21 protein-coding genes are annotated in these 20,538 nt (G+C 74.7%); 12 read left to right on the top strand and 9 right to left on the bottom strand.

The window, feature by feature from the left end:
- Nucleotides 1-22 precede the first annotated feature (22 nt).
- Both dapE and BM242_RS02330 read left to right on the top strand, forming a co-directional pair.
- Nucleotides 23-1,153, top strand: a complete 1,131-nt coding sequence (gene dapE, locus BM242_RS02325) for a succinyl-diaminopimelate desuccinylase (protein ID WP_093836885.1) — start codon at nucleotides 23-25, stop codon at nucleotides 1,151-1,153.
- A 108-nt stretch (nucleotides 1,154-1,261) separates the two neighbouring features.
- On the top strand, nucleotides 1,262-2,023 hold the full coding sequence (locus BM242_RS02330) for an LOG family protein (RefSeq protein ID WP_093836886.1): 762 nt from the start codon (nucleotides 1,262-1,264) through the stop codon (nucleotides 2,021-2,023).
- A 58-nt stretch (nucleotides 2,024-2,081) separates the two neighbouring features.
- Here BM242_RS02330 and folP read toward each other — a convergent pair whose 3' ends face one another.
- A complete protein-coding gene (folP, locus tag BM242_RS02335) occupies nucleotides 2,082-2,942 on the bottom strand; it encodes a dihydropteroate synthase (RefSeq protein WP_093836887.1) in 861 nt (286 codons plus the stop codon).
- Nucleotides 2,943-3,087: 145 nt separating this feature from the next.
- Here folP and BM242_RS02340 point away from each other — a divergent pair, with 145 nt between their 5' ends.
- Nucleotides 3,088-3,447 (top strand): DivIVA domain-containing protein, encoded by a 360-nt coding sequence (locus BM242_RS02340; protein ID WP_093836888.1) that lies wholly within the window; start codon nucleotides 3,088-3,090, stop codon nucleotides 3,445-3,447.
- Nucleotides 3,448-3,481: 34 nt separating this feature from the next.
- Here BM242_RS02340 and BM242_RS02345 read toward each other — a convergent pair whose 3' ends face one another.
- Entirely contained in the window at nucleotides 3,482-4,297 is an 816-nt protein-coding gene (locus BM242_RS02345; protein ID WP_093837294.1) for an enoyl-CoA hydratase-related protein, read from the bottom strand.
- Between the two features lie 343 nt (nucleotides 4,298-4,640).
- Between BM242_RS02345 and BM242_RS02350 the strand changes: the two genes are divergently transcribed.
- On the top strand, nucleotides 4,641-4,808 hold the full coding sequence (locus BM242_RS02350; RefSeq protein ID WP_165988086.1) for a DUF3117 domain-containing protein: 168 nt from the start codon (nucleotides 4,641-4,643) through the stop codon (nucleotides 4,806-4,808).
- A gap of 133 nt (nucleotides 4,809-4,941) precedes the next feature.
- On the opposite strand, the gene BM242_RS02355 is transcribed toward BM242_RS02350, so the two are convergent.
- The gene (locus BM242_RS02355) at nucleotides 4,942-5,595 is read right to left on the bottom strand and encodes an O-methyltransferase (protein WP_245833811.1); all 654 of its coding nucleotides are present in this window, start codon (nucleotides 5,593-5,595) and stop codon (nucleotides 4,942-4,944) included.
- Nucleotides 5,596-5,819: 224 nt separating this feature from the next.
- On the opposite strand from BM242_RS02355, the gene sigE reads away from it, so the two are divergent.
- The 5 genes from sigE to BM242_RS02380 all read left to right on the top strand — a co-directional run bounded on the left by sigE (nucleotide 5,820) and on the right by BM242_RS02380 (nucleotide 10,995).
- On the top strand, nucleotides 5,820-6,662 hold the full coding sequence (gene sigE / locus BM242_RS02360; protein WP_175541216.1) for an RNA polymerase sigma factor SigE: 843 nt from the start codon (nucleotides 5,820-5,822) through the stop codon (nucleotides 6,660-6,662).
- Complete coding sequence (locus tag BM242_RS02365) at nucleotides 6,659-7,621, top strand: anti-sigma factor family protein (RefSeq protein WP_093836890.1); 963 nt, start codon at nucleotides 6,659-6,661, stop codon at nucleotides 7,619-7,621. The genes sigE and BM242_RS02365 overlap by 4 nt, the downstream gene beginning before the upstream one ends.
- Before the next feature lie 84 nt (nucleotides 7,622-7,705).
- The gene (locus tag BM242_RS02370) at nucleotides 7,706-9,487 is read left to right on the top strand and encodes a S1C family serine protease (RefSeq protein ID WP_245833752.1); all 1,782 of its coding nucleotides are present in this window, start codon (nucleotides 7,706-7,708) and stop codon (nucleotides 9,485-9,487) included.
- 183 nt (nucleotides 9,488-9,670) lie between these two features.
- Nucleotides 9,671-10,201 (top strand): sec-independent translocase, encoded by a 531-nt coding sequence (locus BM242_RS02375; RefSeq protein ID WP_093836892.1) that lies wholly within the window; start codon nucleotides 9,671-9,673, stop codon nucleotides 10,199-10,201.
- A 152-nt stretch (nucleotides 10,202-10,353) separates the two neighbouring features.
- Nucleotides 10,354-10,995 carry a hypothetical protein gene (locus tag BM242_RS02380; RefSeq protein ID WP_093836893.1) on the top strand — a complete coding sequence of 214 codons (642 nt, stop codon included), beginning with the start codon at nucleotides 10,354-10,356 and terminating at the stop codon, nucleotides 10,993-10,995.
- A gap of 136 nt (nucleotides 10,996-11,131) precedes the next feature.
- Here the strand turns inward: BM242_RS02380 and BM242_RS02385 are convergent, their stop codons facing one another.
- The gene (locus tag BM242_RS02385; protein ID WP_093837296.1) at nucleotides 11,132-12,301 is read right to left on the bottom strand and encodes an Mrp/NBP35 family ATP-binding protein; all 1,170 of its coding nucleotides are present in this window, start codon (nucleotides 12,299-12,301) and stop codon (nucleotides 11,132-11,134) included.
- Nucleotides 12,302-12,669: 368 nt separating this feature from the next.
- On the opposite strand from BM242_RS02385, the gene BM242_RS02390 reads away from it, so the two are divergent.
- On the top strand, nucleotides 12,670-13,434 hold the full coding sequence (locus tag BM242_RS02390; protein ID WP_093836894.1) for a hypothetical protein: 765 nt from the start codon (nucleotides 12,670-12,672) through the stop codon (nucleotides 13,432-13,434).
- A gap of 4 nt (nucleotides 13,435-13,438) precedes the next feature.
- Here the strand turns inward: BM242_RS02390 and BM242_RS02395 are convergent, their stop codons facing one another.
- On the bottom strand, nucleotides 13,439-13,990 hold the full coding sequence (locus BM242_RS02395) for a hypothetical protein (RefSeq protein ID WP_093836895.1): 552 nt from the start codon (nucleotides 13,988-13,990) through the stop codon (nucleotides 13,439-13,441).
- Between the two features lie 149 nt (nucleotides 13,991-14,139).
- A complete protein-coding gene (locus BM242_RS02400; protein ID WP_093836896.1) occupies nucleotides 14,140-14,907 on the bottom strand; it encodes a ferritin-like fold-containing protein in 768 nt (255 codons plus the stop codon).
- A 414-nt stretch (nucleotides 14,908-15,321) separates the two neighbouring features.
- Between BM242_RS02400 and BM242_RS02405 the strand changes: the two genes are divergently transcribed.
- Both BM242_RS02405 and BM242_RS02410 read left to right on the top strand, forming a co-directional pair.
- Entirely contained in the window at nucleotides 15,322-17,124 is a 1,803-nt protein-coding gene (locus BM242_RS02405; RefSeq protein WP_175541217.1) for a DEAD/DEAH box helicase, read from the top strand.
- Nucleotides 17,125-17,209: 85 nt separating this feature from the next.
- A complete protein-coding gene (locus tag BM242_RS02410) occupies nucleotides 17,210-18,184 on the top strand; it encodes an alpha/beta fold hydrolase (RefSeq protein WP_093836897.1) in 975 nt (324 codons plus the stop codon).
- A gap of 39 nt (nucleotides 18,185-18,223) precedes the next feature.
- Here BM242_RS02410 and BM242_RS02415 read toward each other — a convergent pair whose 3' ends face one another.
- The 3 genes from BM242_RS02415 to BM242_RS02425 all read right to left on the bottom strand — a co-directional run bounded on the left by BM242_RS02415 (nucleotide 18,224) and on the right by BM242_RS02425 (nucleotide 20,534).
- The gene (locus tag BM242_RS02415) at nucleotides 18,224-19,069 is read right to left on the bottom strand and encodes a PHP domain-containing protein (protein ID WP_093836898.1); all 846 of its coding nucleotides are present in this window, start codon (nucleotides 19,067-19,069) and stop codon (nucleotides 18,224-18,226) included.
- A gap of 111 nt (nucleotides 19,070-19,180) precedes the next feature.
- Nucleotides 19,181-19,819 carry a DUF6758 family protein gene (locus BM242_RS02420; RefSeq protein WP_093836899.1) on the bottom strand — a complete coding sequence of 213 codons (639 nt, stop codon included), beginning with the start codon at nucleotides 19,817-19,819 and terminating at the stop codon, nucleotides 19,181-19,183.
- 43 nt (nucleotides 19,820-19,862) lie between these two features.
- Entirely contained in the window at nucleotides 19,863-20,534 is a 672-nt protein-coding gene (locus BM242_RS02425) for a suppressor of fused domain protein (RefSeq protein WP_093836900.1), read from the bottom strand.
- Nucleotides 20,535-20,538: the final 4 nt, after the last annotated feature.

A 20,538-nucleotide genomic window follows, 5' to 3' on the forward strand; every position in this document is an offset into this window, starting at 1 on the left:
GCCCCGGAGTACCCTCGCGGGCATGGAGTCCTCCCCGCTCGCCCCCGCGCCCGCCCCCGCCGCCGTACCCGTTCCCGCACCGGCCCTGGACCTGACGGCGGATGCCGCCGCGCTCACCGCCCAGCTGGTGGACATCCCCTCGGTCAGCGGCACCGAGCAGCCGCTCGCCGACGCCGTGGCCGGGGCGCTGCGCGGGCTGGGGCATCTGCGGGTGGACCGGCTGGGCAACTGCGTGGTGGCCCGCACCCGGCTGGGCCGGGCCGAGCGGGTGGTGCTGGCCGGGCATCTGGACACCGTGCCGATCGCCGGCAACGTCCCCTCCCGGCTGGACGAGCAGGGCATGCTGTGGGGCTGCGGCACCAGCGACATGAAGTCCGGGGTGGCCGTCCAGCTCCGGATCGCCGCCACCGTCCCCGAACCGAACCGCGACATCACCTTCGTCTTCTACGACAACGAGGAGGTGGAGGCGGAGAAGAACGGGCTGCGCCGGCTCGCCGCCGAGCGGTCCGAGTGGCTGGCCGGCGACTTCGCCGTGGTGCTGGAGCCCAGCAGCGGCGAGGTGGAGGGCGGCTGCCAGGGCACCCTGCGGATGCTGCTGCACCTGCCCGGCACCCGCGCCCACTCCGCCCGCTCCTGGATGGGCGAGAACGCCATCCACGCCGCCGCGCCGGTGCTGGCCAGGCTGGCCGCCTACCGGCCGCGCCGCCCGGTGATCGACGGGCTGGAATACCGGGAGGGCCTGAACGCGGTGCGCATCGAGGGCGGCGTCGCGGGCAACGTCATCCCCGACGCCTGCGTCGTCACCGTGAACTACCGCTACGCCCCCGACCTCGACGAGGAGCGGGCCGCCCGGCACGTCCGCGAGGTGTTCGCGGACTGCGGGGTGGCCGGGTTCACCGTGGACGACTCCTCGCCCGGCGCCCTGCCGGGGCTGGGCCACCCCGCGGCCCGGGCGTTCATGGCGGCGGTCGGCGGCCGGGCGCGGCCCAAGTTCGGCTGGACCGATGTGGCCCGGTTCAGCGCCCTGGGCATCCCGGCCGTCAACTACGGCCCCGGTGACCCCGATCTGGCGCACAAGCGGGACGAACGGGTGGCGGCGGCCACCGTGCGCCACTGCGAGGAGCGGCTGCGCGCCTGGCTCACCGCGCCGTGAACCGGCCCGACATCTGGACTTCCTGCGCGTGTGGTCCGTGCCGCGTACCCTGCACGGAACGGACGTGCCCGGCCCGCCGGACACGGCAGGGACGTAAGGAGAGTGCGCATGAACAGCGCTGGGGGAGCCGCCCGCTGGACCGACGCGGACCGCACCGAGCAGTACCTCGGGCCGGTGCTGCGCCGCCGGGGGCAGGTGGTGCCCGGCACCGCCGACCAGCGCCTGCTGGACACCCGCGGCCCTTCCGACTGGCTGCACCAGGACCCCTGGCGGGTACTGCGCATCCAGTCGGAGTTCGTGGAGGGGTTCGGGGCGCTCGCCGAGCTGGGCCCGGCGATCAGCGTCTTCGGCTCCGCCCGCACCGCGCCCGGCTCCGAGGAGTACGAACTGGCGGTACGGATCGGCCGGGCGCTGGTGGAGGCGGGCTTCGCGGTGATCACCGGCGGCGGCCCGGGGGCGATGGAGGGGGCCAATCGCGGCGCCAGCGAGGCCGGCGGCGTCTCGGTCGGCCTGGGCATCGAGCTTCCCTTTGAGCAGGGCCTCAACGAGTACGTCAATATCGGAATGAACTTCCGCTATTTTTTCGTGCGCAAGACGATGTTTGTGAAATATGCGCAGGGATTCATGGTGCTGCCCGGAGGAATGGGCACCATGGACGAGCTGTTCGAGGCGCTGACACTGGTGCAGACGCGGAAGGTGACCCGCTTCCCGATCGTGCTGGTGGGCGGCGACTACTGGCGCGGGCTGGTGGACTGGCTGAAGCACACGATGATCGGGCAGGGCAAGGCGTCGCAGCGCGACGAACTGCTTTTCCAGGTCACCGACGATGTGGACCAGGCCGTCGAACTCGTCACCAAAGGCACCCGCTGATTCCCGCCCCGCCTCTCCCGCCGGGTGCCCCGCGCCGCCGGGCCGGGCCGGGCCCGCTTCAGGCGAGGCCGCGGCGGGAGAGGCGGGGCGGGCGGTGGCCGGCGATGGCCCCCGTCATCTCCAGCACCTGCCGGGTCTGCGCCACCTCGTGCACCCGGAAGACCCGCGCGCCCAGCCAGTACGAGACCGCGGTGGCGGCCAGCGTGCCCACCAGCCGCTCCTTCACCGGCAGATCGAGCGTCTCGCCGATGAAGTCCTTGTTGGACAGCGAGACCAGCACCGGCCGGCCGCAGGCGGCCAGCTCCGGCAGCCGCCGGGTGGCCTCCAGCGAGTGCCGGGTGTTCTTGCCGAAGTCGTGGCCGGGATCGACCAGTACCGCGTCCCGCCGCACCCCCAGCGAAACGGCGCGCTCCGCCAGGGCCGTGACGGACCGCACGACGTCCGCCATCACATCCGGGTAGGCCACCCGGTGCGGCCGGGTGCGCGGCGCCGCCCCGCCGGTGTGGGTGCACACCAGGCCGGCGCCGTGCCGGGCGGCCACCGCGGCCAGCTCCGGATCGACGCCGCCCCAGGCGTCGTTCAGCAGATCGGCGCCCGCCGCACAGACCGCCTCGCCCACCTCGTGCCGCCAGGTGTCCACGCTGATCACCACCGAGGGATGCCGGCGCCGCACCTCGGCGACGAAGCCGGCGGTCCGGCGGATCTCTTCGGCGGTGTCCACCTCCTCGCCGGGGCCGGCCTTCACCCCGCCGATGTCCACGATGGCCGCGCCCTCGGCGATCACCTGCTCGACCCGGTCCAGCGCCGGTTCGTCCCGGAACGTCGCCCCCTGGTCGTAGAAGGAGTCCGGGGTTCTGTTGACGATGGCCATGATGACCGGCTCGTCCGGCGCGAAGGTCCGCTCTCCCAGTCGCAGCATGCTGCGAGAATACGTGCCGGCCCGGCGGCTTCCCGGCGGGCACGGTGCTGCCGGGGGTGTGGCGCTCCGGCGCCCGGGCGGGCATGATCCGGGGCAGTGCGGCAACGGCCGGGACGGGCCGGGAAAGGGTCCCCAGGGAGAATCGATGCTTTTTCTGTGGCTGATGGTCGCGATGGTCGCGGTGATCGCCGGTGTCACGCTCGCGGTGCTGGGCAGCGGCGACGGCAACGGCACGCCGGCCGAGGGCGGGCTGCCGGACGCCGAGCCGGACCGGCTCGACGACCCGCTGCCCGTGGACCGGCCGGTCCACCCGGCGGACGTGGTCTCGGTGCGCTTCCCGCTCGCCGTGCGCGGCTACCGGATGGCCGAGGTGGACGACGTGCTGGACCGGCTGGCCGCCGAGCTCGCCGAGCGCGACTCGCGGATCTCCGAGCTGGAGTCCGCGCTGGCCGGCGCCCAGGCCCTGGCCCTGCGCCACCAGGCCCCCGCCGCCGAGGACGACTGACCCGGCCGGCCCTCGCCCGCCGCCGCCGGCCCCGCTAGCGGCCCCGGAACACCGGGGCCTGCTTGGCGACAAAGGCGGCCACCGCGGCCCGGTGGTCCTCCGACGCACCCGCCCGGAGCTGGAGCCCGGCCTCCAGCTCCAGGGTCTCCTCCAGGGTGTGCGAGGCGGCGAAGGCCAGCGCCCGCTTGATCGAGGCATAGGCCAGCGTCGGCCCGGCCGCCAGCGCCCGGGCCACCCCGGCGGCCGTCTCCGCCAGCTCCTCCGCCGGCACCACCCGCTGGGCGATGCCCAGCCGCTCGGCCTCCCGGGCGTCGATGGTGCGCGGAAAGAGCAGCAGGTCGGCGGCGCGGCCCGGGCCGACGAACCGCGGCAGCGTCCAGGCCAGCCCGGAGTCCGTGGACAGCGCGACGCCCGCGAACGCGGTGGTGAACTTCGCCCGCTCGGAGACCACCCGGTAGTCGGCGGCCAGCGCGAAGCCCATGCCGGCGCCCGCCGCCGCGCCGTTCACCGCCGCCACCACCGGCTTCGGCATGGCGGCGATGGCCCGGGTGATGGGGTTGTAGTGCTCGGCCACCGTGCTCAGGGCGCCGTCGCCGGCGGCCTCGCCGCCCTCGCCGGCGGACCGTTCCGCCAGATGGGCGGTGTGCTCCTTGAGATCCTGGCCGACGCAGAAGGCGCGCCCGGCGCCGGTGAGCAGCACCGCACGGACGCCGGGATCGTCCGCGGCGCGGTGCAGCGCGTCCCGCAGCGCCTCCTTGGTCCGTACATCGAGGGCATTCATCGCGTCCGGCCGATTCAGCGTGATGGCGGCAAGACTCTCGGTGACTTCGTAGCGCACTGTGTCGGGCATGCCGCTCAGCATGGACTACCGGAATCCGCCGCCGAAACCCCGACAAGCCGTTCTGTGATGAGTGCCCAACGGATGCCGGGGAACAGTTGCCGGGAGCCCTGTATCCCGTGCGGTATCCGGGACCCATCGGGGCCGTATCGGGTGTGCTCCCCGAATTGAGCGGGTTTGCGGGGGCGCGTTGCCGAAGGGATACCCCCGATGTTGGTCATCACGTCGCCGCATGCGGGATAATGGCCCGGAAGCAATCTGTTCGAGGCCGATGACGGTTGCGCTCGGGGCGTTGTGCCGACGGCGTGCCCGGTTTGTCGGCCGCGATGAGCTGGTTTCAGGAAGGGGAACGAGCATGGCGGCCATGAAGCCGCGGACGGGCGATGGCCCGCTCGAGGTCACCAAAGAGGGGCGGGGCATCATCATGCGCGTTCCGCTCGAAGGCGGCGGACGGCTCGTCGTCGAGCTGAGCCCGGAGGAGGCCGCGCAGCTCGACCAGGAGCTGCAGAAGGTGAGCGGCTGACCTTCGGCCCTTCGCACCATGACCCGTCAGCGCTGCCCCGGAGGCCGCCCGGCCCTTCGGAGCAGCGCTGACGGCGTTCCGCAGGGCCAGCCGCGCAATCCGCACCGGGAACGGCGGCGGCCGGGCGACGCCCTCAGGAGCGGCGCACCGCGCACAGCAGGCCGTCCCCGACCGGCAGCAGCGCGGGCACCAGCGCCTCGTGCTCACGTATGGTGCGCAGCACCTCCCGCAGCCGGAGGACCTCGGAGGGCGGCGCCGCGGAGTCCACGGTGCGCCCGCCGGCGAACATCCCGGCGAAGCAGACCACCCCGCCGGGCCGCAGCAGCCGCAGCGCCTCCGCGAGACAGGCGCCGTATTCGGCCCGGTCGCCGTCGCAGAAGACCATGTCGTAGCCGCCGTCGGCCAGCCGCGGCAGCACCGTCAGGGCGCTGCCCGGGATGAACCGGGCCCGGTTGGCGGCGAAGCCCGCCGAGCGGAACGCCTGGCGGGCCAGCTGCTGCCATTCCGGCTCGGTGTCCACCGTGGTCAGCACGCCGTCCGGGCGCATGCCGCGCAGCAGATAGAGGCCCGAGACCCCGGTCCCGGTGCCGATCTCGACCACCGCCTTGGCATTGGCGGTGGCCGCCAGCAGACGCAGCGCGTCGCCGCAGCCGGGGGAGACGGGGCGCAGCCCGGCCTCCCGGGAGCGTTCCCGGCACCAGCGCAGCACCGCGCCCTCGGCGGTATCGGCGGCAGGTGCGCCGTACGCCTCGGCGAACGCCCAGCTTGTCTGCCGATTGCCGGTGATGTCCCTCTCCCGTCCCCGTCTGTCACGCGCTTTGACTGTAGCGAGTCCCCCCGGGAACCGAGCGCGCGGACCATGCGTTGACCCCTCATGGGGAGCGGGCCCCGCAGGGCTCGCCACCGGGGGGCGCGCGGCCCGCACGGGCGGTCGTGTCCGGTGGGGAACGGCAGGTGAGCGGCCAAATGCCGGGCGGAAATACTTATCCGGAACTGACGGGCGAGGTGGCTATGGTAGGGACTCCACTCGACACCACCGAGTCCGACAGGGGAGGTGCGGCCACGTCCGAAGCCCGATCGGTGAAGAAACGCTTCCCGTGGACTTCCGGCGGGCCGAAATCCGTGACCGACAATGCTGACCACACCGCAGCCACAGGCGCTTCCGTCTCTTCCGCCGATCCGCGTGCGACCGCCGCATTCCGCGAGAACGGCGCGGGAGCGGAGGGCGGCCAGGTGTGGACTCCGCCCACCTGGGAGGAGATCGTCAGCACGCACAGCGCCCGGGTCTACCGGCTGGCCTACCGGCTCACCGGCAACCAGCACGACGCCGAGGACCTGACCCAGGAGGTCTTCGTCCGCGTCTTCCGCTCGCTGTCCACCTACACCCCCGGCACGTTCGAGGGGTGGCTGCACCGCATCACCACCAACCTCTTCCTGGACTCCGTGCGCCGCAAGCAGCGCATCCGGTTCGACGCGCTCGGCGAGGACGCCGCCGACCGGCTGCCCAGCAGCGAGCCCTCACCGCAGCAGCACTTCAACGACACCCACTTCGACGCCGATGTCCAGCAGGCGCTGGACACCCTGGCGCCGGACTTCCGGGCGGCGGTGGTGCTGTGCGACATCGAGGGGCTGAGCTATGAGGAGATCGCGGCCACGCTCGGGGTGAAGCTGGGCACGGTCCGCAGCCGTATCCACCGCGGCCGGTCGCATCTGCGCAAGGCGCTGCGGCACCGCTCGCCGCGCGGACGCGGCCCGGCGGCCGGGGCCGCCGGGCCGGAGCTGCCCGCGCTGGCCGGGGTGCCCGGCGCACCGGGCGTCTCCCCCGCATGCGGTGAGAAAGGCGATACCGAGTGACGAGCGAGGACCATCTGGGCGACAGTCTCGCCGCGCTGATCGACGGTGAGCTGTCGGACGACCACCGGGAGCGGGTGCTCGCCCACCTGGCCACCTGTCCCGGCTGCAAGGCGGAGGCGGACGCCCAGCGGCGGCTGAAGAGCGTCTTCGCCGACAGCGCGCTGCCCACGCCCCCCGAGACGCTGATGGCGCGGTTGCAGGGCCTGCCCGCGCTCGGCCTCGCGGAGGCGGGGCGCGGTGGCGCGGCCGGGGACGAGAGTGCGCGGGGCGGCGGCCGGCCCCCGGGCGGCGGGCTGCCGCCGGGCCGGGGCAGATCGCTGCTGACGCCGCCGAGCCTGAAGCCGGAGCGCGGCTTCCCGATCCACCGCGCGGGCGAGCCGGGCGGGCGGTTCGGCGGCCGGCTGGGCGGCGAGGCCCTGATGCCGCGTGCCGGGCGCGGACAGCGCCTGGCCTTTGCGGCGGCGGGCGCGTTCTCGCTGGCGGCGGTGGCGCTGGGCGGCGCGCTCACCTCGGCCGGGACGCCGACCGTCAATGTGGCCGGCGGCACCGGCGGGGGCACGGGCGGCGCGGCGAGCGCCGCGAGCGCAAGCCCGGCGGGCACCTCGGCGACGGCGGTGCGCACCGCCGCCCGGGACGACCGGGAAGATCCGTCCGCCGACCGCGAGAGCCCGCGTTCCACCGGTCTCCCGTCGGACGAGATCGCCGAGCAGTACGCCTCGGCCACGGCCGAGCTCTACGGCACCGGTGTGCTCGCCGCGCAGACGGCGGCGGTCTTCGCCGGTCTGGCCATGGATCCGGAACTGGCCGAGCTGCTGGCCGGCCAGCGCACCGCGGCCACCCCGGCGGCACCCGGCCCGGTGCCCACCGGCCACGCCGGGACGCCGGGCGCGACGGGCTCCGCGACCGCGGAACCGGCGCCGCAGGAGACGGCGATGCCCCGCGCATCGAGCCCTCGGTGAAACCTGCCGCCCGCATTTGGTTGAATCCAATGCCGTGACGGGCCATTGCCGGAACCGGGGCCCGCGGAGACGATGGGGGCTGCCATGGATGAGGGGAACAGCAGCGCGGAGCCGCTGCACGGCCAGGACCCGTACGGCACGCCGCCTTACGGTCCGCCCGGGCCCTGGGCACCCGCCCCGCCCGTGCAGCGCCCCGAGGCCCCGTCCGCCGCGCCGGACGGCGACCTGGCCACCCCGGAGCGCCCGGCGTCCCCCGCTCCCGCGCCGGCGCCGGCCGGCGCCGGCGAGCCCGCCCCGCCGCCGGCCGGCCGGGCGGGCGGCGCCACCGCCGGGGCCGCGCAGCACGGCACCCCCGCGGACGGCACCCGGATGCCGCCCACCGCCCCGGCACCTCCGCCGACGGCGGCCACCGCCCCCGGCAGCACCACCACCGCCTCCCCGGGAATCCGTCCGGAGGCCGTCACCGGCCCCCCTGCCGCGGGCGGGCCCATGGGAGCGGCCCCTGCTCCCGCCGCGGCTGCGGCTCCGGGAGGTGCGCCCGGTGCCGGCGGCCATCCCGGCGGCAGCGGTACGCCCGCCGGGGGTACCCCGGTGCCGCCGGCCGCGGGCGGGTATCCGGGCGCGCACCCGGGCGGTTTCACCGCCGCCGCCATGCCGGAGCTGCCGGGCGAGCCGCTGCGGCGGTACGACCCGTGGGCGGTCCCGCCCGCCGGCTACGGCGGCTACCCCGCACCGGGCCCGGCGCCCGCCGGGCCGGCGCGCCCGCGCCCGGGCCTGCTGGTGGCCGGTGCCCTGCTGGTGGCCCTGGTCTCCGGCCTGACCGGCGGCGCGGTCGGTGTCTATCTGGAGCGCAACGGCGAGCTCTCCCAGGAGGTGACGCTGCCGCAGGTCAGCGCCGCGGACCGCACCGCCGCGCCCGGCACCACCGCGGGCATTGCCGAGGCCGTGCTGCCCGGGGTGGTCACCCTCCATGTCCAGGGCCGGGACGCCGCCGGCACCGGCACCGGCTTTGTGCTCGACCACAGCGGGCACATCCTCACCAACGCCCATGTCGTGGACCCGGCCGGCGGCTCGGGCCAGATCCAGGTCACCTTCGGCAGCGGCGACAGCGTCGAGGCGGAGCTGGTCGGCGCGGACAGCGGTTACGACCTGGCCGTGGTGAAGGTCGACAATGTCTCCGGGCTGCACCCGCTGCCGCTGGGCGACTCCGAGGCGGTCGCGGTCGGCGACCCGGTGGTCGCCATCGGCTCGCCCTTCGATCTGGAGGGCACCGTCACCTCCGGCATCATCAGCGCCAAGGACCGCCCCATAACGGCCGGCGGCAGCGCGGACGGCTCGGACATCAGCTATGTCAACGCCCTGCAGACCGACGCCGCCATCAACCCCGGCAATTCCGGCGGCCCGCTGGTCGACCTGGACGGTCTGGTCATCGGCATCAACACCGCCATCCGCACCCCCGACCTGATCGGCGGCCCGGACGGCGAGGGCCGGGGCGGCAGCATCGGCCTCGGTTTCGCCATACCGGTCAACCAGGCCAAGCGGGTCGCGGAGGAGCTGATCAACAACGGTTTTGCCGTGCATCCGGTGATCGGGGTCCGGCTGGACGGCGCCTGGGAGGGCGAGGGCGTGCGGGTGGCGGGCAACTCCGGCGGCCCGGCCGTCGACCCGGGCGGCCCCGCCGACCGGGCCGGAGTCCAGGAGGGTGATGTCATCATCGCCGTGGACGGTGACCGGGTACTGACCGCCCACGAGCTGATCGTGAAGATCCGCTCGCACCAGCCGGGCGACGAACTGGTGCTGACCGTGGAACGCGGCGGCGGCGAACTCGACATCAGTGTGATCCTGGGCCAGGCCACCAGCTCCTGACCCGGCCCCGTCGGACCCCGGCCGGTCCCGCCGGGCTCCGGGAACGTCCATGGCGCGGCCGGGCGTCCGCCGGGTGACACACGGGCGACTCCTCCGCCCCACGGCAACGGGAGGTATCCGGCGGGGCCCTTGGCCGGGTACCGTTGCAGACGCCCAGTAGGTGAGCGCTGAGGGAGCAGTCAGGTGTTCTTCGACATAGGGTCCATTGAGTTCATCGCGCTCATCATCCTGGCGATCCTGGTGTTCGGCCCGGAGAAGCTGCCCAAGTTCATCCAGGACACCGCGCGGGTGCTGCGCAAGGTGCGGGAGTTCTCCGAGAACGCCAAGCGGGACATCCGTGAGGAGCTGGGTCCGGAGTTCAAGGACTTCGAGTTCGAGGATCTCAACCCGCGGACCTTCGCCCGCAAGCACCTGATGGACAACGACGACCTGGGGCTGAAGGAGCTGCGCAGCAGCATCGATGTGCGCAAGGAGCTGACCGAGGTCTCCGACGCGGTCAACGGCCGCACCCCGGCCGCGCGCAAGAGCTCCGGCACGGGCACGGGCACGGGCCAGGCGAACGGTTCACCGGCGGTGAACCTGGAAAAGGACCCGGGCGGCACCGCGGGCACGGGCACCGCCACCGGTACCGCCTCCGGCAGCGGTTCCGGCAAGGCGGCCGACAGCGGCGGGGCGCCGGCCGATCCGCCGCCGTTCGACTCGGACGCAACCTGACACCGAGTGTCACCTCGCCCGGCGCACGGGAGCATTTGGGCGCATTTAATACGTATTGCTCCCCGGAGCCTCCCGAAAGGCGGGGCCCGGGTGGCTATCCTCACGTGTGTCCCGGGTCTGCCCGGGCACACGTGAGGAAGGGACGTCCGCACATGGAAACCACCAGTCGGGCTGAACCGCATACCGCGCGGGGGGTGCCCACGGCCCGCAGGGCCGTGGCCGGATTTCTGCAGGCAGGCTTTCCCTGGTACGGCCTGGACGACGCGTTCTCCGGCCCCCGCTGGTTGGGCAGCCTCGGCACGGCCGCCGACGGCTCGGTCGAGCACGGCTCGGTCGGGCACGGCGACGAGCCGTCCATCCACGGCGAGCTCAGCGACGACGACCAGCGCTTCGCCGTGGTCGTCACGCTGGCCAGCCGGCCGGTCCGGCGCAGCCCGGACGGCACCGGCGTGCTGGAGGCCACCTCGGTCTCCTCCGCCGCCTGGCTGGCGGGTTCGGGGCTGCTGTCCCGCACCTGGCCGTCACAGCTCGAACGCGCGCTCCGGCAGGACTGGCTGGAGCAGCAGACCGCACTCGCCTGGGATCTGGCCGACAGCCTGGACGGCGGCGGCTGGACCACACTGACGCTGCCCGTCGACAGCGAGCCCACACCGTTCCACTACCGCGAATCCGACTATGGCTGGGTGATGGCCGGCCACGCCGCCCGGGGGGTGCACATCGGGGCCTACGGGCGGGGCATGAGCGCCTACGGTCTCGGTTTCGCCGTCATCAAGGACATCGAGACGTACGCCTGAGGCGTACCGCCCGTGCTTTCCGTACGCCAGGGCCCGCGGGCCGTCCCCGCGGGCCTGTGCTGTGCCGTCACCCGGCCGGGCCGGGCCGGTCCGGACCGGCCCGGCCCGCATCCGGCCGGGCCGGCCCCGGAGCCGGTCAGAACTTGTTGCGCGGGGTGATGCCCAGCGACAGGCCGGACAGGCCGCGCCTGCGCGCGCCCAGTGCCGAGGCCACCTCGCGCAGCGCCGCACCGGCCGGGGAATCCGGATCGGTGAGCACCACCGGCTTGCCCTCGTCGCCGCCCTCGCGCAGCCGCACATCGATCGGGATCCGGCCCAGGACCGGGACCTCGGCGCCGGTGGCCCGGGTCAGCCCCTCGGCGACGCGCTCGCCGCCGCCGCTGCCGAACACGTCCACCATCTCGTCGCAGTGCGGGCAGGGCAGCCCGGACATGTTCTCCACCACACCGACGATCTTCTGGTGGGTCTGCACCGCGATGGAACCGGCCCGCTCGGCGACCTCGGCGGCGGCCTGCTGCGGCGTGGTCACCACCAGGATCTCGGCGCCCGGCACCAGCTGCGCCACCGAGATGGCGATGTCGCCGGTGCCCGGCGGCAGGTCGAGCAGCAGCACATCCAGGTCGCCCCAGTAGACATCGGCCAGGAACTGCTGGAGCGCCCGGTGCAGCATGGGGCCGCGCCACACCACCGGGGCGTTGCCCGGGGTGAACATGCCGATGGAGATCACCTTCACGCCGTTCGCCGACGGCGGCATGATCATGTTCTCCACCTGGGTGGGCCGGCCGTCCGCGCCCAGCATGCGCGGCACCGAGTGGCCGTAGATGTCCGCGTCCACCACGCCGACCTTCAGGCCGTCCGCGGCCAGCGCGGCGGCCAGATTGACCGTCACCGAGGACTTGCCCACGCCGCCCTTGCCGGAGGCCACGCAGTAGACCCGGGTGAGGGAGCCGGGCTGGGCGAACGGGACCTCCCGCTCGGCCTGGCCGCCGCGCAGCGCCGAGGCCAGCTCCTTGCGCTGCTCGTCGCTCATCACGTCCAGCTCCACGCCGACCGCGGTGACACCCGGGACGGCGCGCACCGCCTCGGTCACCCGCTGGGTGATGGTCTCCCGCATCGGGCAGCCCGCGACCGTGAGATAGACGCCGACCTCGACCGCTCCGTCCGGCCCGATGGATACCGATTTGACCATGTTGAGCTCGGTGATGGGGCGGTGGATCTCCGGATCGTTCACCGTCGCCAGGGCGGCGCGCACCGCGTCCTCGGCGGGCGCGCCGGACTGGGTGGCGGTGGGGGTGTCGGTAGCCATGTACCCGATGGTACGGGTCGTGCGGCGGACCGCGGTGCCGGGCCGGGCGGCGCCGGGCGGCGCGGCCGGGTCCCGCAACGCCCGGATCGTCCCGGTCCGGGGCCGGGTGGCGCAACGCCGCCGGAGCTGGTGCGGTGTACCGGCCCTGGGTTGTGCGCGGTGCTCCGGGTACGCTCCCCGGCAGCATCGCGGCGGCGGTCCTGCCGGGACCGGTGTGCCGGGATGGCGCTGCAGTGCCGGATGAGCGTTTGCGGGGCGGGTGCGACCGCGCGGTCGTCCGGTCCTCGCGAGTCACGACAAGCCGGGCGAAACCGGAAGATCCGGAAGAGACCGGAAGAAGACCGGAAGAAAGAGGAGTTGCGGCCGAGGTGTCTGCACGTGTCCGCCGCTGGCGCTCCGTGATCACTGGTGCGATCTGTGCCGGGCTGGCGGCGATGAGCGCCGCCTGCGGCTCCCCCGATCCGGACGAGGGCACCAACGGGCTGGCCGGCCAGCCGCCCGCGACCATAGAGGAACGGGCGCTGGACGCCGCCCAGGAGGCCGTCACGGTGCGGCTCTCCGGCAGCGTGGTGGCGGACGGCAGATCCTTCCGCCTGGACATGCGGCTCGGCCCGGACGGCGGGGTCGGCGAGGTGTCCACCGAGGGCATGACCTTCGAACTGCTGCGCGTCGGCGAGCAGCTCTTCATCAAGGCCGACGAGGCGTTCTGGGAGTACCGGCAGGGAGAGGGCGAGGAGACCGACCCGGAGATCGACCCGGCCGAGAGGCTGGAGGGCAAATACGTCAAGGTCGCGCCCGAGGACCCGGCGTACCAGCAGCTCAGCGGCTTTACGGACAAGAACGCCCTGCTGGCCGGGCTGCTGGTGATGGAGGGCGAGCGGGAGACCGGCGAGCGCGGCGAGATCGGCGGCCGGAAGACCATCCAGGTGCTGGCGGACGGCGGCGCCGGCGGGGTGCTGGAGGTGTCGCTGACCGGCGAGCCCTATCCGCTGCGGCTGGCACGGGGCGGCGACGCGGGCGAGGTGCAGATGGGGGACTGGGGCGAGGAGTTCACCCTGCGCGCGCCCAAGGAGGAGCAGATCGTGGACTACGGCGACAAGGTCCTGCCGGACACCGGCGGCGAAGCCGGCTAGCCGGCTAGCGGGCCGTCCGGCGGGGGCCGGAGCGCCGGCGGGCCGGCAGGCCGCTCGGCACCGGGCCGCGGGTCACGGCGGGCGAGGGCAGCGGCGGGACGGCTCCGGAGCCGTCCGGCATGGCACCCGGCCGCTGCGCGGCGGGGCCGGCCGGCTCCAGCCGGAGCAGCCGGCAGTGCGCGGCCCAGCGCTGAAGCAGCTGCTCGGCGTCGGGGGCGTTCAGCCGCTTGCCCTGCAGCTCCCCGGCCGCCCGCCGCCAGTCCTCGCCGCCGGGGGCCGGTTCCACCACCCGGGCGGGCCAGACCACCAGCCGGGCGCCCTTGTCCTTGCTGCGGACGGTGACGGTGGCACTGCCGCCGTGGACCAGACCGAGCCCGTCCAGCGGCTGCTCACCGGCGCCGCCGCCGACCAGGCACACGGCGCCGTCGAACCACACATGCCACAGCGCCCGGGCCGGGCCCTGGGGGCCGCGCACCCAGACCAGGGCGGACTTCTTCGCGGCCTCCTCGATCAGCGCCGCATCCAGCAGGTCCCCGCCGGCCGCAGAACTCTCCATGGCCGCAGACCCTATGCCCCCCGCCCGCCCACCCGCCACCGGCCGGGAAGGGTGAGCGACGGAACTCGAACCCGCGACCACGCCGTGCGCCGGACGCGCCGGGCCCGGCACGGGGTCCCGGGCCGGCGGGGCCGGCGGGGCCGCCGGGGCTACGCGGCGAGGCCGAGGGCGGCCATGCGCCGGGTGTGGGCCTCGGTGATCCGGGAGAACATCTTGCCGATCTCCGCCAGGTCGAAGCCGTCGGCGACGCCGCCCACCAGCATGGTGGACAGCGCGTCGCGGTCCGCGACCACCCGCTGCGCCTGCGCCAGCGCCTCGCCCATCAGCCGGCGCGCCCACAGCGCCAGCCGTCCGCCGACCCGCGGCTCGGCCTCGATCGCCGCCCGCACCTTGTCCACCGCGAACGACGCATGCCCGGTGTCGTCCAGCACCCGCAGCACCAGCGAGCGGGTGTCGGCGTCCAGCCGGACCGCCACCTCACGGTAGAAGTCCGCCGCGATCGCATCGCCGACATAGGCCTTGACCAGACCTTCCAGCCAGTCCGAGGGCGCGGTCATGCGGTGGAACTCGTCCAGCGGCGCGGCGAACGGTGCCATCGCCTCCGCCGGATCGGCGTCGATCATGGTCAGCCGCTCGGTGATCTGCTCGAAGTGATGGAACTCCGCCGAGGCCATCCGGGCCAGCGCGGCCTTGTCCGCCAGCGTCGGCGCCAGCTTGGCATCGTCCGCCAGCCGCTCGAACGCCGACAGCTCGCCGTAGGCCAGCGCGCCCAGCAGGTCGGTCACCGCCGCCCGGTACTGCGGATCGGCCGAGGCGGCGGCCCAGTCCTGGGCGGCGATGCCGGCCGGGGCCGGCTGCTCCGCGGACGGTGCCGCTTCCGCGTCTTCCGGGGCCTCCGACGGCTCGGGCGTCTCCATGGGTCGTACTCCGGCTTCTGTCGCGGGCTGATCGAGCGGTTCGAGCGGTCCTCCGCTCCCGGCGTCTCCCGCCCGGCGCGGCGCGGCACGGGACGGAACATGCCTCACGGGTCGCACAATAGCCCGCCCGCGGTCCCCGGGAGCGAACCGGACCCTGCCGCATATGCCTGTTCCGGGGTACAGTGGTATAGGCCCGCCGAATCGGCGGTGGGCCGTTCCCCTTGTGCGGAGCCACTCGGGACCGGCAGAAGGCGGTCCCGGAGCCCGCTGCGACCGGCCGGTGTCCCGGCTGGTTCCGATGTGACCGCCCCCCGCGGGCCGAGCAGGTTCGCGTGAGGAAACCCGCTCGCGTGACACATGCGCTTGAGCGAGACGACCCGGTCCCGCGCCGGACGGTCCCACCTGGGCCGTTTGATGACGGCTCGGTTGAACGACCCGCCTCGCCGCCGTGTGCCACGTCACACAGAAGAGGCAACCACCCTGACCGCGACGACTTTCCGCGAACTCGGCATTCTGGCCGAGACAGCCGAGGCCCTGGAGGCCGTCGGCATCACCACACCGTTTCCCATCCAGGAGATGACCCTGCCGGTGGCACTGGCCGGCTCCGACGTCATCGGACAGGCCAAGACCGGCACCGGCAAGACCCTCGGTTTCGGGCTGCCGCTGATCGACGCCGTCACCGTGCCCGCCGATGTGGAGGCCGGCCGGGCCAGGCCCGAGGAGCTGCCCGACGCGCCGCAGGCCCTGGTCGTCGTCCCCACCCGTGAGCTGTGCACCCAGGTCACCAACGATCTGCTGACCGCCGGCAAGGTGCGCAATGTCCGGGTCACCGCCATCTACGGCGGCCGGGCCTATGAACCGCAGGTCGAGGCGCTGTCCAAGGGCGTCGACGTGGTGGTCGGCACCCCCGGCCGGCTGCTGGACCTGGCCGGGCAGAAGAAGCTCCGGCTGTCGAAGATCAAGGCCCTGGTGCTGGACGAGGCCGACGAAATGCTCGACCTGGGCTTTCTGCCGGACGTCGAGAAGATCATCCAGCTTCTCCCGGCCCGCCGCCAGACCATGCTGTTCTCGGCCACCATGCCGGGCCAGGTGATCTCGCTGGCCCGCCGCTACATGAACCGGCCCACCCATATCCGGGCCACCTCGCCGGACGACGAGGGCCACACCGTGGCCAACACCCGGCAGTTCGTCTACCGCGCGCACGCCCTGGACAAGCAGGAGCTGGTGGCGCGGGTGCTGCGCGCCGAGAGCCGCGGGCTGGCCATGATCTTCTGCCGCACCAAGCGCACCGCCGGTGATCTGGCCGAGGAGCTGGACCGCCGCGGCTTCGCGGTCGGCGCGGTCCACGGCGACCTGGGACAGGGCGCCCGCGAGCAGGCGCTGCGCGCCTTCCGCAACGGCAAGATCGACGTGCTGGTCTGCACCGATGTCGCGGCCCGCGGCATCGATGTGGAGGGTGTCACCCATGTGATCAACTACCAGACGCCCGAGGACGAGAAGACCTACCTGCACCGGATCGGCCGCACCGGGCGGGCGGGCGCCAGCGGCACCGCCGTCACGCTGGTGGACTGGGACGAGATCCCGCGCTGGCAGCTCATCAACCGCGCGCTGGACCTCGGCCACCACGAGCCGCCGGAGACCTACTCCACCTCGTCGCATCTCTTCGAGGAACTGGGCATCCCGCCCGGGACCAAGGGCCGTCTGCCGCGCACCGAGCGCACCCGGGCGGGGCTGGACGCCGAGGAGGCCGAGGACCTGGGCGGGCGTGACCGCCGCCGCGGCGGCGGCCGGGACCGCGACCGGGGCCGGGACCGCGACCGGGACCGCGACCGGGAGCGGGAGCGGGAGCGTTCGGGCTCCGGCGACGGCCCGGGCCGGAACCGGCGCCGCCGCCGTACCCGCGGCGGGCTGCCCACGGACGGCGCCGCCGTCACCGGGGAGCCCGGACCCACGCAGCAGGCCCGGCCGGCGGACGGCGGCGAGACGGCCGTCGAGGTGCCGGCGCAGCGCCGGCCGCGCCGCCGCCGTCGCACCCGCCGTCCGGACGCGGACGGTGCCGCCACCGGAACGACCGCCGGGGCCGCCGCCGGGACGCCGGACACCGGCGACACCGGCGACGGCGGGAGCGGTGAGGACGCGGCTGCCCCGCGCCGCCGCCGCCGTACCCGTCGCGCCGCCTCCGCCGCCGCCCCGGCCGAGGCCCACGCCGAGGACTGAGGGGCGACGCCGCCCGCGGGCCCAGCCCTCCCGTCCGGGCCGGGCCCGGACGGGGGTGCGGCCCGGCGCCGGTTACAGTCGAGGAGTGAGCAGGCCGCCGTTTCTTCAGCCGCCGGGCGGGGTGCTGGCCCGCCGGATGCCCACCGCCCGCGGTGAGTTCGCCGTGCTGGACGCCGCCTCCCAGGGAGAACGGCAGGGCACGGCGCTGCTGGTGCCCGGCTACGCCGGCTCCAAGGAGGACTTCATCGCCCTGCTCGGCCCGATCACCGCGGCCGGATACCGGGCGGTGGCCGTGGACGGCCGCGGCCAGCACGAGACCCCCGGCCCGCACTCCCGCCACGCCTACCGGCTCGGCGCGCTGGCCGACGATGTGCTCGCCCAGGCCGCGGCGCTGGCCGAGGACGGCCCGCTCCATCTGCTGGGTCACTCCCTCGGCGGGCTGATCAGCCGCGCCGCGGTGATCAGGAACCCCGGGCCCTTCGCCTCCCTCACCCTGATGAGCTCCGGCCCGGGCCGGATCACCCGCTGGCAGCGCTGGCGGGTGCGCGCCCTGTGCCGCGGGCTGCCGGTGGTCGGGCCGCGCGCCGTGTGGCGGGCCTGGCATCCCGTCCCCGAGCCGGGCGAGATCGGCGACTTCATGCTGCGCCGCTGGCTGTCCAGCCACCCGGCGCAGGTGCGGCAGACCGGCTGGCAGTTGCGCTACGAGCCGGACCGGATCGGCTGGCTGGCCGCCACCGGGGTGCCGGTGCATGTGCTCTCCGGTGAGCGGGACGGCGCCTGGCCGGTGCCGCTGCTGCATGAGATGGCACTGCGGCTGAAGGCCCACCGCACGGTGATCCCGGGCGCCGATCACTCGCCCAATGTCGAGCGGCCCGAGGCCACCGCCCATGCGCTGACCGACTTCTGGTCCTCGCTCCGGCCCGTTCGCCGTCCCGCCCCTGCGGCGGAGAGCGCGGCGGAGGCGGCACAGGCCGTGGTGGCGCGGGCGGCGGAGGCCGTGCTGAAACCCGCCCGCCAGGCCCGGCCCGGGCCCCGGCCGGCGATGCCCGCGGCCGAGTGACGCGCCGGGCCGGCGGCTGCTGCGGCGCGGGAGCCGGGCTCAGGCGGTGAGCGGAACGCCGCCGGCCCGGTCGAGCAGCCGGGCGTAGACCTCGGGCGCGGTGGTGTACCGGCCCAGGGACACGCTCTTGCGGCTGCCGTGGTAGTCGCTGGAGCCGGTGACCAGCAGATCCAGCTCCCCGGCCAGGCCGCGCAGCAGGGCCCGGGTCGGTTCGTCGTGGTCGTCGTGGTCGGCCTCGATGCCGTCCAGCCCCGCCTCGGCAAGCTCCACGATGGCGCTCTGCGGCACGGTCCGGCCGCGGGTGACGGCCAGCGGATGGGCGAACACCGCCACCCCGCCGGCCCCGTGCACCAGCCGCACCGCCTCGAAGGCGTCCAGTTCGTGCTTGGGCGCGTGCGCCCGTCCCCCGTCGCCGATCCACTCCTCGGTGAAGGCGTCGGAGACGGTGGCGATCACCCCGGCCTCCACCATGGCGGTGGCGATGTGCGGGCGGCCGATGGTGCCCTGGGGGCCGGCCAGCTCCCGCACCCGCTCCCAGCGGACCGGAACGCCCAGCTCGCGCAGTTTCGCCACCATGGCCCGGGCCCGGGGCACCCGGTCGTCGCGCAGCAGCTCCCGTTCACGGGCCAGCGCCGGTTCCCCGGGATCGAAGAGGTAGGCCAGCAGATGCAGCGAGATGTCGCCGTAGCGGCAGGACAGCTCGCAGCCGGGGACCAGGGCCAGCCCGGGGGGCAGTGCCCGGGCCGCCTCGGCGTGTCCGGCCACGGTGTCGTGGTCGGTCAGCGCCACCACGTCCAGACCGGCCTCGGCGGCCTTGCGCACCAGCTCGGCGGGGGAGTCGGTGCCGTCCGAGGCCGTCGAGTGAGTATGCAGATCGATGCGCACCAGCGGCTCCGGGGGACGGGTCTGCGGCCGGACGGCCGACGGCCGCCGGCCCGGCCACCGGCAGCATAGCCCTCCCCTCGCCGCACATCCGGGGCCGGAGGAGGGCTGCCGTCAGGAGACGATCTTGGGGGAGAGGGCGCCGCAGGGGATGAGGTCTATCTCCTGCCCGGCCTCGCGCAGATCGGTCAGCACCAGCTCGTCGTACATGAGGAGGCCGGAGCGCTCCGGCCACATCACGGCCCACAGCCACATGCCGCGCGCCTCGCCCGCGAACACCGCGCGGTCCTCCGGGGTGCCCCGGAGGGCCCACAGCGGGGTGGGGCGTCCGCCGGCCAGCACCTTGGTGGCCGGGGGATCGTCCACACTCAGATAGGGACCGGGATCGGGCCCCGCGATCCCGGCGTAGCGGGCGCCGAGGCCCACACCCAGCTCCTCGGAGATCAGCAGCAGCTCGCCGGGGCCGCCGAGCGGCGCCGGGCCCGAGCAGGCGACGACGACCGCGCGCCCGCCGCTGCGGTCGTCACCGGCCGCCGCCACGCCCGTGTAGAGCCAGCCGACCGGCAGCGGCCATGGCATCCAGACCGGGACCTGAGTCCGGTGCACGACCACGGCCAGCCCGTCCACGCTGGGCGGAAGCACCGGTTGCAGCGGCTGCACGGCCCCGTGCACATCGCATTGCCAGGTGTCCGAGAACAGACCGGGCGCCCGTACCCGTCCACCGCACTTCGGGCAACTGGGTTCGCCCCTCATGTTGTCCTACGGTCCTCCGGGACCGGCCGTGCGTCAAGGACACTCACTCGTCCAGCCGAACACCGGTGCGCTGCGGATCGCGCAGATCCGTGCCGTGCCGCAGCCAGCGCTCCCGCAGGGCCGCGGCGCCGTGGACCCGCTTCCACGCGGCCTCGTTCGGGGTGAGCGGCAGCAGCGGCAGAAACCGCACCGGCTCCCGGGGCGCGGGCAGTCCGAGATCGGGCACCAGGCCGCCGGGCTCGGCCACCAGCACCGAGGCGAACGGCGCGCCCGGCCACAGCGGCTCGCCCAGGTCCAGCGAGGCGCCGGGGACGATCACCAGGCCCTCCACCCGCGGGGCGGCGGCCAGCGCGGCCAGCGGGCGCAGCACCCGGTCCAGCGGCGGCAGCGGCGGGCGGGTGCCGGGGCGCAGCGTGAGCAGCAGTTCGGCGCGCGGGCCGCGCTCGGGATCGGCGAGCACCGCGGTGGGATCGGCCATCGGCTCGGCGGACATGCCGAGGGTGGCGTAGCGCAGTACGGGGCCGCCCTCGCCGGGCCCGTCCTCGCCGAGGAAGCGGAGCACCTCGATCCGTTCGGTGCCCAGGAAGGTGACCGACGCGCGGGCGTCGACCGGGCCCAGGGCCGCGGTCAGGGCGTTCTCCACCGCGGCGAGGACGCGGGCGCGGGGCCCGTCCGTGCCCGAGCGGTGGCCGGTGCGGTGCGGGTCGTGGTCCACACCG

It is taken from the genome of Streptomyces aidingensis, assembly GCF_900112355.1.
GTDB lineage: Bacteria > Actinomycetota > Actinomycetes > Streptomycetales > Streptomycetaceae > Streptomyces > Streptomyces aidingensis.